A 12,600-nucleotide genomic window follows, 5' to 3' on the forward strand; every position below is an offset into this window, starting at 1 on the left:
CCTTGGGGAGATTACATGTACCTCACCCGATTCCACCCGCGACCACGTAAGCACCAGCCGTGCGTCCATCCTCCAGCCGTATGACGGCCGTAACGATCGAGCCGTAAGCGCCTCGCCACACACTGTGCATTCTTTCGTGCTCGCCGGCGGGCACCAGGATGCGACCGTGAAAGCTTGTGCCGCTGCGCCGCAGAGCGACCGGTTCGCCATTGACGTGAACCTTGACGCCAGCGGTCTCCGCATCGAGTTCAACCGTCACGGCGATCTCGGCCTGGTCTCCTCGCCGCGTCGTCTCGGCAACAAGCGTAAGCCTCGGCGCCGGCGCATCGCTGGCCCGCAATCCACCAGGCCGCCCCGCAAACACATCGTCCGGCAATTCCGGCGTGCGCGGCGGGCTGGTGCGGCGTTGGGTGGCGCGCTCGTAATCGCCGGCGAGCCGCAGCAACTCCGCATCATCATAGGCCTTGCCCGCAAAGGTCAGCCCGACCGGCATGCCGATATCGGCCATCGTTCCCATAGGCACGGTGACGGTCGGAATGCCGAGATGACGCCACACCAGATTGCCGTTGGCAACCCAGGTGCCGTTGCGCCAGGCGATTGCTGCAGAGGTCTCGTTGACGTCGGCATCGGCCGGGCCGACATCGGCGACCGCCGGCAGCACGACGGCGTCGAGCCGGTTCGCGTCCAGCCAGTCCTCGAAGTCGATGCGCCGCGTCGCCTCCAATCCCTTCAGACCTTCCGCCAGCGTTGGAATATCCAGCAATGGCGTCACGCCCTGTTTGGCGCGTGTGACATAGTCCGCCAGATCGAAACCGTCATCGCCATAGCGGTCCGGCAGCGCGCCCGGCGGCTGCGGGAAAATCTTTGGGCCGTCGACCGCAGCCAGATCGGGGACCACCGGATCGGCATTTGCGCGCAGGAAATCGTCCCAGCCCCAGATGCAGAGATCCCAGATTTCGCGCTCTGCAAAGGCTTCCGGCACCAGCCCGCGTTCGACCATGGTTTTTGTGCCCGGACGGTCGCGCTCATAGTTCGAGACGACGGGGAAATCGACCTCGACCACCTCCGCGCCGAGCTTTTCCAGGTCACGCGCCGCCTGCCGCCAGAGGTCGAGCACCGGGGCGCGGGTCTCGATGGGTTTGGGCGCGCCGCCGTCGCGGCCGATATACATTTTCGGCACGCCGAGGCGTTTGCCTTTCAACGAGCCCTCCAAGGCGAGTGTAGTGTAGCTTGGCGGCCCGAGAGCAGCGCTTTTCGCGATCGAGACCCAGGGCTGCGCGCGCCAGAAATCGCCGCGCGTCTCGGTATCGTCGGCGACGATCACGTCGAGCAGCTCCAGCATGTCGGCAATGCCGCGCGTGTGCGGCACCACCACATCCATGGTCGGCACCAGCGGCCAGTTGCCCCTGACCGAAATGACGCCGCGCGACGGCGTGTAGGCGACAAGTGCATTGTTGGACGCCGGCGCGCGGCCGGAAGACCATGTCTCCTCGCCCAGCCCGAAAGCGGCAAAGCTGGCGGCGGTGGCCGTGCCCGAGCCGTTGGACGAGCCGGAAGCGAAGGCGGCGGTCAAATAGTCGGCATTGTAGGGGCTCTCGGCGCGGCCATAGACGCCACGCTGCATGCCGCCATTGGCCATAGGCGGCATGTTGGTCAGCCCGATCAGCACAGCACCACCGGCCCTCAGCCTGGCAATGGTGAAAGCGTCCTCGTTGGCGACGAGATGCTCGAAGGCGGGCGAGCCGGCGGCCACCGTCAGGCCCTTCACCTTATAGCTGTCCTTGGCGGTGTAGGGGATGCCGTCGAGCGGCCCGAGCGCAGCACCATTGCGCCGCCGCAGATCGGACGCGGCCGCTTCTTCGAACATTCTGGGATTGAGCACAGGCACGGCGTTCAGCGCGATGCCATGGCGGTCGTAATGCGCGATGCGCCTGAGATAAGCGCCCACCAGCTCGACGCTGGTGACGGTGCCGTCTTCGAGGGCATGGCGCAGATCGGCAATCGAGGCTTCGACGATGTGGAGGGGCATGGGATTCTCGAGATGCAGCGGCAAATGAGTCTTCGCATCGTGCGATACGAGTGTCACGCCTCAAACGGAAGGCGTGACGGCGACGCTGCTGATCTCCCCCAAGTGGGGAGATGGCCGGCAGGCATAAGTGGCCTCCGAAATTGACTGATGAAAGACAGTTTTGGTATCCGCTGCCGATGTCCATTATATGACACGACCTCACCGACGTCATCGGCGTTGCCTGACCCTGAGCTCACAGCGTCTTGCTGTCGAACTGGCCTTTTTCCTTCATCATTTCGAGGAAGGTCCTGGCCTCGGCATTTCCGTGGCTTGCCGATGTGGAAAACCACTTGGCAGATTCCGGATAGTTCGGCTTGCCGCCGATCCCGGTGTAATAAAGCTTGCCAAGGTTGAGTTCTGCTTCGACATTTCCCGCCTTGGCTGCCTCCAGCAACCAGAATTCGGCGGATTTTTCATCCTTGGCTATCCCTCTGCCGCGGGCATAGGCAACAGCCAGGTACAGTTCAGACGAAACGTCCCCCTGCTTTGCGGCCTTGAGCCACCACGAAACGGCATCAGCGTCGCTCTGAGTCAGTCCGGCGCCCGTCCAATATGCAAGGCCGAGGTTCGCCTGCGCATAGGCGTCTCCCTGGCTCGCCGCCTTCAGCCACCAGGACGATGCTTCGGCATCACTTTTGGCAATGCCCTTGCCCGTAGCATAGGCAAAGGCCAGCGCAGACTGCGCCCGGACATTGTCCTGTTCCGCCGCCTTGACCAACCAAGCGAACGACTGGGCGTCGTCCTTGCCGATGCCTTTTCCCAATTCATACGCATTTGCTAATGAGTATTGCGCTTCCGGCACACCGGCGATCGCGGCTTTCATCCACCATTCGAAGGCCAGGCGGTCATCCTGACCGACGCCGTGACCAAGCGAATACAGCGTGCCCAACAAAGACTGGGCATTCGGCTCACCCATGTCGACCGCCTTTCGCACCCACATCACGGCGAGCTGATCGTCCTTCTCGACGCCTTCACCGAGATAATAGGATCGACCGATGCAGTAGGCAGCTTCGGTACTGCCGCCATCGGCTGCCTTGCGCCACCAGGAGAGAGCTTGCTCATAGCTTTGCGGAACACCTTGGCCCTGCGCGTACAGGGTGCCGATGGCATAGTAACCATTCGCGTTGCTCTTGTCGGCCGACTGTGTGGCAAATTTTAACGCCAGTTGGTCGTTTCTTTCGACACCTCGGCCATGGGAATAGGCCTGGGCGAGCAAGGATGCCGCATCTGAATTTCCTTGCTCGGCTGCTTTGCCCCACCAGTAGGTCGCCTGCCTGTCATTTTGGGCAATACCCTGGCCACGCCAGTACAATAATCCCAGATTGTACTGTGCGTCAGCATTTCCCATGTCGGCCAGCACGGAGATCTGATGGAATTGCTCGCGATAATCCTTTGCCAGGACAGCCGCTTGAATCTTCTTAATGGCTGACCACTGCACATAGTAATTTCGGCCAGGACCGAGCAGCACAAAAGCCGCCAGCAACACCAGAACGACGGTAAGGACCCCTCGGCGACGCGACTTGGGCGGGCTGTAGACAGGTGTATCCACTTTGGGCGCCCAGTCGTTGTTGCTCACCGGCCCCAATCCATTTGCAGCCACCAGTAATCCATAGCGCAAGCCAGGCTGTTCTGGAATACCCAAGCATTTGATGTCGCTACTGCGGTGCGCCGGCGAACAGGATTTCGCCATCGCCGCCAGCCGCCGGCCAATTCCTGATGGTGCGATCGTCGCCGCCGGTGACCAGTGTGCCGTCGGTGGCGAAGGCAACGGCGTAGATCGGGCCGGTGCGGCTGTCGAACATGGCGATCTGGTCTCCAGTGCCGAGATCCCACAGCCGCGCCGTGCCGTCGAGCGAGCCGGAGGCCAGGCGCTTGCCGTCGGCCGACAGCGCCAGCGTATAGACTGTGCCTTCGTGGCCCTCGAAGCGGCGCAATTCCCTAAACGTGTCGAGGTCCCAGAGCTTGATCGTGTAGTCGCCGCTGCCGGCGACGACATGATGGCCGTCGGCGGTGAAGACAGCGCCGTAAGTGCCCTGCTCGTGGCCGTGCCAGCTTCGCAATTGCTTGCCGCTTTCGACGTCCCAGAATTTCAGCGTGCCGTCGATGGAGCCGCTGAGCGCGCGCGTGCCGTCGGGCGAGATTGCGACCGTGCTGATCGGCCAGTCATGTCCGGTCATCACATGCAGCACCGATTTGTTGACGAGATCCCAGACGATGACGTTGCCGGTGTCGTGGCCACTGACGGCGCGCTTGCCGTCCGGGCTGATCGCCAGCTTGCGCACGCCGCCATTCGCGCCCGACGAGAAGACATGCAGCACCGCGCTGTCGGCAAGCTTTCGCAGCACGATCTCGCCATCGTCGCCGGCGGTCAGCGCGGTTGCGCCGTCGGGCATGAACAGCGCCGTGCGCGCCATGTCCTTGTGTTCACCAAGGTTGCGGATCAGCCGCTTGCCGGCGATGTCCCAGAGCTTGATCATATGGTCGGTGCTGGCGCTCATGATGTCGCGGCCATCGGCCGAGACGGCGAGCCAGACGACGGCGTCGCGATGGCCGTCGGGCTCGGTCGGCAGCGCCGGCGGAGGCGGCGGCAACGGCGCGACGGTTTGCGGTGGCGGTGTCGCCGGAGCCGGCGGTGGAGCAGTCTCCGGTGGCGGTGTCGCCGGAGCGACTGCGACTTGTGGCGGCCGAGGGGGAGCAGCCGGAGGCGTAGGCTGCGCCGGCTCCGGCGGTTTGGCAGCCTGCTCAGGCGGGGTTGGCTCGGGAGGCGTGGCGAGCGGCGGCGAACTCGGTGGAACCGCCGGCGTCGCCAGGTCCGGTGGGACGCCGGCGATATCCTGGCCCTTCGGCTCGGCTTTGGGCTCCCTCGGGGCGACGACCTCAGCGCCCGGGCCGGCGTCACGCGCCCAAGGGAAGTGGTCGGCCAGCAGCGCCAACACGGCGAGCACCGGCAACATGAGGAAGGCGCGCCGCCAGCCCGGGCGACCCTTGGATTCCATCTCGGCGTCGCGGCCAAAAAGCGGCGTTCCAGCAGGCTGGCTTCGCCGACCCGGCAGCAGTCCGGCCCAGAACAACAGGGCGCCAAGCAGGCAAAGCCCGCCGACGGTCAGGAACACCACCGGTCGCAGCGTGGCCGGGCCGTGCAGCATGTGATCGATCCCGCTCCAGCTGAAATCTCTGTCGCCGAGCAGGAGATACGCCCGCACCAGACAAGCCACAGCGGCCGCCAGCAGCGGAAGCGCAAACAGCCTTTCGGCCAACCTGTCCATCGGACTCCCCCTCCGGTGCCGCACCTTGCTCATCATGCGGCCGCCGCAGCGAAACAAATAGCGCAAAACTGCGCCCACGAAAGTGGGCGCGATCACGCAGCCAAATTCACTTCAATTCCACCCATACCGGCGCGTGGTCGCTGGCGCCGTCCTCACCTCTGACATCGCGGTCGATGCCGGCAGCGGTGAGGCGGCGCGCCAGTTTCTTCGACAGCAAGATGTGGTCGAGCCGCAGCCCGGCATCGCGCGGCCAGCGGTTGCGGCGATAATCCCAGAATGTGTAGAGCGTTTCCTTCGGATGCTTCTTGCGCAGCGCATCGGTCCAGCCCTGCTCGAGCAGACGCTGGAACGACGCCCGGCTTTCCGGCTGTACCAGCGCGTTGTCGTCATAGGAGCGGGTGGCGTAGATGTCGCGCGGCTCGGGCACGATGTTGTAGTCGCCGACCAGCGCCACCGGCAGGCCGGTGTCGAAGAGTTCTGCGGCATGCGCCTCCAGCCTTTCATGCCAGGCCAGCTTGTACTGGAATTTCGGCCCCGGCTGCGGGTTACCATTGGGCGCGTAGAGACAAGCGATGACGATGCCGTTCACGGCCGCCTCGATGTAGCGGCTCTGCTTGTCGGCGGTATCGCCGGGCAGGACGTCACGGGTCAGCACCGGCTCGGATCCTCGCGCCAGTATGGCGACGCCGTTCCAGGTCGGTTCGCCCTTCCACACCGCGCCATAGCCGGCCGCCGCAAGCGCCGTGCGCGGAAACTGCGTGTCGCGCGCCTTCAGCTCCTGCAGGCAGACGACATCGGGCTTGGCTGCCGCCAGCCACGCCAGCAGGTTTTGCAGCCGGCTGTTGACGTTGTTGATATTGAAGGTGGCGATTTTCATTTTCTGACGCCGAGGGCGCCCCTCGCTAGGGTCTGCGCGCGTCGCTTCGCTCCTTACTCCGCCCTAGGATGACGAAGCCGATAGGCCTGCCGCCCATGCCTTCGCCGTCTCTGCCAGCGTCTTCAGATGATCCGCCGCCGAAAACCCCGACACGCTCTTGCGCGGTTTCAGGTCGTGGTCGCCATCCTCCAGCCAGATCACCTCGATGGCTTTGGAAAGGCCGTAGGTCGCGACCTCTTCTTTCGTGCCGAACTCGTCGCGGGTGCCCTGGAAGATCAGCGTCGGCGTCTTGAGGTCGGCGAGATGTTTTGTCCTGAGTTGCTCGGGCTTGGCCGGCGGATGAAAGGGATAGCCGAGGCAGACGAGGCCCGAAATCTCGCCCTTGGCGAACATCTCGTCGGCAACCATCGAGGCGACGCGCCCGCCCATCGACTTGCCGCCGATGATGAGCGGCCCGGTGACGCCCACGGCTCTCAGATCGGCGATGGCCTTTATGTATTCCGGGTTGACCGTCTCGGCGCGCGGCGGCGGCTTGCGCTGACCATAGCGGCGGGCCGCCATATAGTGGAATTCAAAGCGCGCGACCTGGAAGCCGGCCGCGGCCAGCGCCTTGGCCGTGGCGGTCATCGAAGGCGAATCCATCGACGCGCCGGCGCCGTGGGCCAGCAGGATGGTGAGGGGGGCTGTGTCAAAGCCGTCGAAGAGGAAGGTGGTCATGGGGTGCGCTGCCGGTAAAGGCCGAGTTCCTTCGCTCCCCCCTCTGTCCTGCCGGACATCTCCCCCTCAAGGGGGGAGATTGGCAGTTTCAGCGCCTCATGGACCTCGCGACGATAGTGATTGGCGAAAGCGATGGCGACACCCAATCTCCCCCCTTGAGGGGGAGATGGCCGGCAGGCCAGAGGGGGGTGCTCGCGCGCCAACATCTCACCCCGCCGTCCGCGCCAGCTGCAGATCGACGAACTGTATCCCCTTTTGCGCAGTGCGCGCCCATTCGCTGTCAGCATCGAGTTCGAGATAGCGCACCCAGTGGCGGCGGGCTTCGGTCAGATTGCCGGCGTCGAACTCCAGCCGGGCAAGGTTGAACACCGGATCGGCGTAGCTCTTGTCGAGCGCGATGGCCTTGACCAGATGCCGGCGCGCCGAGGCGATCTTGCCTTCGTCGCTCATCAGCCCGGCGAGGTTGAACCAGGCCTCGACGAACGCCGGATCGAGCTTGATCGCTCTTGCATAATCATGCGCCGCGTCGGCCACGCGACCGGCGCCACGCAAGCAATTGGCGCGGTTGAACGCGGCGATGGCGTCGCTCGGATCGATGCTGAGGCAGCGTTGGTAGAGCGCCGCGGCATCGTCTTGCCGGCCCTCCTCTTCCGCGCTTTCAGCCTCGGCGAACAATTCTTCCAGCGTGTCGTCGCCGGCTGCACTGCCGAGATCGAACAGCAGCTGGCCGTCGAGTTCGCTCTGGCCGCCTTCGAGATAGATCGCATCGGGCCTCCCATGCTGCGAGCCGACATTGAGCGATTTGGCGGTGAGCGAGGCGACCGGACCGGAGCGATGCACGGAGCGCGCGATCGCGCCCCAGGATGCGCCGCCGGCGACCAGCCCGGCATATTTGCGGGCAAGGATCAGATCGCGGAACGAGTAGGGTTCGCCATCATGCTCGAAGGCGTCGAAGAGGCTGAGCAGGTCGAGATCGGCGCCCGACAGTTTTGACTGGTCGACGAGCGACTGCCGGGATAGCGAAGACGCCTCCGGCGCCTTCATCAGACCGAGCAGGCGCAGGAAGCCATTTTCGCTAAGGAGCGTGCGGCCCGCGGCGCGCTCGGCCGCGACGCGGCGTTCGATCTCGGCATCACCGGCTTTCGCCAAGCCGGCCTTGGCAAGCAGCGTGCGCCCGAACACGACATGCGTCGTGCGTCGGGTAACGCCGCGCCGCAATTGGCCGTGCCGGCGCTCGACCTCGCGCGCGGCAAGCCGCAGCGGAAATGCCGCCAGCGCGCCGATGGCGCCGAAGACGGCGCCCGGGATTATACCGGTCGGCGCCGTCACCCCTTGCTCTTGCCGACGGCCTTGAGCAGATTGGCCTTCAACGGGTTTTCCTTGGCCGCACCCGCCTTGCCCTTGGCGGCAGGTTTTTCAGCGTCGTCGGCCTTGCTCTTCGACTTGGCCGGCGGCTTGGCTGATTGCGACAGGCTCGCCTTCAACGCGTCCATGAGGTTGATGACATTGCCACGCTCGGGCGCCGCCGCAATGATCGGCTTATGGCCCTTCAGTTTCTCGCGGATCATCGTCATCAGCGCGATCTCGTAGCGGTCCTCATAATTCTTCGGATCGAAGGTGGTTTCCTTCTGCTTGATCAGCGCTTCGGCCAATTGCAGCATTTCGGGATCCGGCTTGCCGGCCGGGATGTTGCCGAAATATTCAGCCGTGCCGCGCACTTCGTTCGGGTTCCTCAAGGTGCAGACGAACATGCCGTTCTCGCGCGCGCCGATCGTCACCACGCGCTCGCGGCTGGACAGGACAAGGCGGGCAATGGCCAGCTTGCCGGATTTGCGCATGGCTTCGCGCAGCACGGCAAAAGTTTCCTCCGCCATGGCGCCATCCGGGGCCATGTAATACGGCGCATCCTGATAGATGACGTCGACCTCGTCTTCGTCGACGAAGGCCTCGATGTTCATCGTGTGGTTGGATTCGATACGCACTGCTTCGAGGTCGGCCTCATCGATGATGATGTACTGCTTGTCCTCGTATTCGTAACCCTTGACCAGGTCCGCGCGCTCGACGAGGCCGAGTTCAGGGTCGACCGGCTTCATGTTGATGCGGTTGTGGGTCTTCTTGTGCAATTGGTTGAACGATATGCGCTCGCTGGTCGTCGTTGCCGGATAGAGCCGGACCGGACAGCTGACGAGGCTGAGCTTGAGGTAACCTTTCCAACTTGCCCTGGGCGCCATGATACTCTCCTACGCGGCCACGCACTGACAACACTGCAGCGCTTTCGTCCGTAGGACGATTGGCGCCGAGGAAATCCTACACCGACCCCGCACGATACAGGCAAATCCCTAGCGAAATCTTCCAGTCGCCTTGGAGGTCCAAGGTCGAGAATAATTCAAATTGTCCGAAGCGTCGATGGACTTGGGTTCCTCGCCCCCATGAAATGGGGCGAGGAACCTTATTTAAACACCGGCAAATCTCTCGCGAAATCCTCCATGTCCGCCCAGGGATCGCCCGACGTCGCCAACAGCCCCGGCAAGGACGAATAGTTCAGATCCTGCGGCGCATCGATCGTCTCAAGGTCTGCCCAACTCACCGGCGTCGAGGCCGGCAGGTTGGTGCGAGCGCGCAGCGAATAAGGCGCCGCGGAGGTGTGGCCGCGGGCGTTGCGGTGGTAGTCGATGAAGATGCGGCGCTTGCGGTTTTCCTTGCCCATTGTGGTGGTGAAAGTGTCGGGCGCGGTGGCCGCCAGAAGCGTGGAGATGGCGCTGGTCGCCTGGTGCAGCTTCTTCCAGTTCTGCTTTTGCGTCACCGGCACGGTTATGTGGATGCCGCTGCCGCCGGATGTCTTGGCGAACGGCACCAGGCCGAGCCGTTCCAGTTCGCCCTTTATGTGGACGGCGGCCTCGACCACTTCGCGCCAGGCGATGCCCTCACCCGGATCGAGATCGAAAACGATCTGGTCGGGCTTGTCGAGGCTCAAGCGATGCGTGCCCCAGGTGTGGAACTCGACGACGCCGAACTGCGCCAGTGCCAGATAACCTTTTGCTCCCTCGACCGACAGATAGGATTTGGTTTCACCTTCGGAGTTGGTGGCATCAAAAGTGACCACCGACGGCGGCATGCCGGTGAAGGCGTGGCGCTGGAAGAAGCAGTCCTTCGGCAGGCCCGTCGGGCAGCGCACCAGCGACACCGGGCGGCCCATGATATGCGGCAGCATGAAATCGCCGACCAGCGCGTAATAGACGGCGATGTCGAGTTTGGTCGGGCCGGTCTTGCCGAACAGCCGCCGCTCCGGATTGGTCACCCAGATGGTGGCGAGATCGGCTTCGGCGATCAGCCGCTTGCGCTTCGGCGACACCGGCGTCGACAGGCCGACATCCCTGAGGCCGCGAAATACACCGTGGCGCAGCGAATTGTCCGCCGTGCGGTTGGCGTAGTGGATGCGGGCCGACAGCATCGGCCGCACCCATTTCATCTCGCGCATGATCTCGCGCGGCACACCCTCGGGTGCTGTCGCGCCGTCGCGCAGCGGCTGCAGCCGGGCCAGCAAGTCGCCCGCCGTAGCGGCATCGAAGCCGGTGCCAACCTTGCCGCGATAGTGCAGTTCGCCATCCGCGAATTCAGCCATGCCGAGTGCCGCCAGTCCTTCGGCCGCGTCGGAGACGGTGTAGCCGGCGATGATGAAATCGCCGGTCTCCAGCGCCTTGACCTTGGTCCAGCTCTTGGTGCGGCCGCTCTGGTAGATGGCGTTGGCGCGCTTGGAGACGACGCCTTCCAGCCCAAGGATCGAGGCCTGATCGTACAGCCCCTGTCCGTCGCCTTCGACATGGTCGCTCAGCTGGATGGCGGAGGTAGCGCCCTGCCCGGCTAGCAGTTCGGCGAGCAGGGCCTTGCGGTTTGCGAGCGGCGCCTTGCGGAGGTCCCAGCCGTCGAGATGCAGCAGGTCGAAGGCATAGAAATGGAGCTTGCTGCCCGCACCCGCCGACAGCGCATCCTGCAGCAGCGCGAAACGCGAGAAGCCCTTCTCGTCCAGCACCATGATCTCGCCGTCGATGATCGCCTGGCTGAGCGGTAGCCGGGAAAAGGCTTGCGGCAGGTCGCCGTAACGCTTCGTCCAGTCGATGCCGCCGCGGGTGATCAACCTGACCTCGCCATCTCCGACATGCGCCATGGTACGATAGCCGTCGAATTTTATTTCATGGAGCCAGAGTTCACCTGTGTCTTCCACTGGCCCACCCGGTGGCTTCGGCACCTGCGTGGCGAGCTGCGGCTCGATGCGCGACGGCGGATCGCCCCTGACCGCACCGGGCAACGCACCGGGTTTCAGCGCGCCGGGTTTGGGGGGCAGGCGGGCCGGCTTTTTCGGCGGCGCCACCAGCTCCTCGATGCGCTTGCCGGACTTCACGCTTTCCGGCCGCGCTTCCAGGATGTCGAGGCCGGTATCGGCGGCGAGATCGCGCTCCTTGAACAGCAGCCAGTTTTTCTTCTCGCTGTCTTCGCCGGGCTTGGGCTTCAGACGGGTCAGCATCCAGCCGCCATTCAACTTGTCGCCGGCCAGCCGGAACTTGAAGGCGCCGGTGCGCAGGCTCTTGTCGACATCGTCCATCGGCGCCCACGTGCCGGTGTCCCAGACGATCATCGGCCCGCCGCCATATTCGCCTTCAGGAATGACGCCCTCGAAGTCGATATATTCGAGCGGATGGTCCTCGGTCTCAACTGCGAGCCGCTTGTCGGCCGGGTTGAGCGAGGGCCCGCGCGGCACCGCCCAGCTTTTCAGCACGCCGCCGACCTGCAGGCGCAAATCGTAATGGTCGGCGGTGGCGTGATGCTTGTGGACGACGAAGCGGTTGCCGTCGCCTGAAATGAGCCCGCCCGCCGGTTCCGGCGTCTTCGTAAATTCGCGCTTGGCGCGATAGGCCTTGAGTGTTGGCGGGGTTGGCATGGGTCAGGCGGGAGCGGCGGCGGCGGACGAACCTTCCCTGCGCAGCGTTCCTGCACAGTGCTGTCCCGCCAACATTTCAAATTTCCCAGCGCGGTGCGAAGGAACGGCGTTCACACTCAATCGTCGGTGGCCGGCGTCAGGTCTAGCTCGGCCGGGGACAGCCCTTGCTGGAGCTGGCTCAGCCGGAACTCGTCGACCCAGTAGGCCTCGCCGTCGACCAGCACGCGGGCCGAGTAGACGCCGCCGGAAAAGCTTTGCGCGGTGACGTAGACCTTGTGGCGGTCGAGCGCCTTGCGCACCGCGGCGCGCTTGGAATTCTGGCTGGTGACGGAACTGGCCATGGCTCACTCATACACAAGACCGCAAGACATGGCGGCGGCATAAGGATGCTGGAGATCGGCTGCTCTGTCAATTTTGACCGCCTGCTTCTGGCAGCGCTACGATCCGGCGGCAGCAAAAAACCGCTGCGCCTCGGCAGTGGGCTTTGCAATGGCGACGACAATATTCGGTTAGTGGTCCGAAGGAATTATGAGCGCGGTGACGCGCGAGAGCTGCTGACGCCGGTTCCGCGTCGGCTTCTCGTAGATCTTCTTCATTGGTATCCCCATGGCCCCCAATGGCCGCCAGCAAAGGCGCTTGCGGCTGGGTTTTGTCAAGGGAAGCGCTGTTCTTCCGCCGAACAGCTATGGAAACTGGAGGAGCGGCCGCTATAGTTTTCCTCAGCCCCAAGGAGAAC

Annotated in this window: 9 protein-coding genes; all 9 read right to left on the minus strand. The window is 64.1% G+C overall.

Annotated features, from left to right (window positions below):
• Positions 1-22 precede the first annotated feature (22 nt).
• The 9 genes from NKI35_RS13490 to NKI35_RS13530 all read right to left on the minus strand — a co-directional run bounded on the left by NKI35_RS13490 (position 23) and on the right by NKI35_RS13530 (position 12,205).
• Positions 23-2,029: an amidase gene (locus NKI35_RS13490; RefSeq protein ID WP_352740360.1), complete on the minus strand. Its 2,007-nt coding sequence runs from the start codon at positions 2,027-2,029 to the stop codon at positions 23-25.
• Positions 2,030-2,261: 232 nt separating this feature from the next.
• Positions 2,262-3,710 carry an SEL1-like repeat protein gene (locus NKI35_RS13495; protein ID WP_352740362.1) on the minus strand — a complete coding sequence of 483 codons (1,449 nt, stop codon included), beginning with the start codon at positions 3,708-3,710 and terminating at the stop codon, positions 2,262-2,264.
• Between the two features lie 13 nt (positions 3,711-3,723).
• Entirely contained in the window at positions 3,724-5,334 is a 1,611-nt protein-coding gene (locus NKI35_RS13500; protein ID WP_352740364.1) for a WD40 repeat domain-containing protein, read from the minus strand.
• A 106-nt stretch (positions 5,335-5,440) separates the two neighbouring features.
• Positions 5,441-6,211, minus strand: a complete 771-nt coding sequence (locus NKI35_RS13505) for an exodeoxyribonuclease III (protein WP_352740366.1) — start codon at positions 6,209-6,211, stop codon at positions 5,441-5,443.
• A 63-nt stretch (positions 6,212-6,274) separates the two neighbouring features.
• On the minus strand, positions 6,275-6,928 hold the full coding sequence (locus NKI35_RS13510) for an alpha/beta hydrolase family protein (RefSeq protein ID WP_352740368.1): 654 nt from the start codon (positions 6,926-6,928) through the stop codon (positions 6,275-6,277).
• Between the two features lie 207 nt (positions 6,929-7,135).
• Positions 7,136-8,257: a tetratricopeptide repeat protein gene (locus tag NKI35_RS13515; RefSeq protein ID WP_352740370.1), complete on the minus strand. Its 1,122-nt coding sequence runs from the start codon at positions 8,255-8,257 to the stop codon at positions 7,136-7,138.
• Positions 8,254-9,159 carry a non-homologous end joining protein Ku gene (gene ku, locus NKI35_RS13520; RefSeq protein WP_023685883.1) on the minus strand — a complete coding sequence of 302 codons (906 nt, stop codon included), beginning with the start codon at positions 9,157-9,159 and terminating at the stop codon, positions 8,254-8,256. Before ku ends, NKI35_RS13515 begins: the two co-directional genes overlap by 4 nt.
• Before the next feature lie 218 nt (positions 9,160-9,377).
• Positions 9,378-11,864: a DNA ligase D gene (ligD, locus tag NKI35_RS13525; protein ID WP_352740372.1), complete on the minus strand. Its 2,487-nt coding sequence runs from the start codon at positions 11,862-11,864 to the stop codon at positions 9,378-9,380.
• A 116-nt stretch (positions 11,865-11,980) separates the two neighbouring features.
• Positions 11,981-12,205, minus strand: a complete 225-nt coding sequence (locus NKI35_RS13530) for a hypothetical protein (RefSeq protein WP_023699154.1) — start codon at positions 12,203-12,205, stop codon at positions 11,981-11,983.
• Between the last annotated feature and the right edge of the window lie 395 nt (positions 12,206-12,600).

The sequence above is a fragment of the Mesorhizobium sp. M0676 genome (assembly GCF_040320535.1).
Lineage (GTDB): Bacteria > Pseudomonadota > Alphaproteobacteria > Rhizobiales > Rhizobiaceae > Mesorhizobium.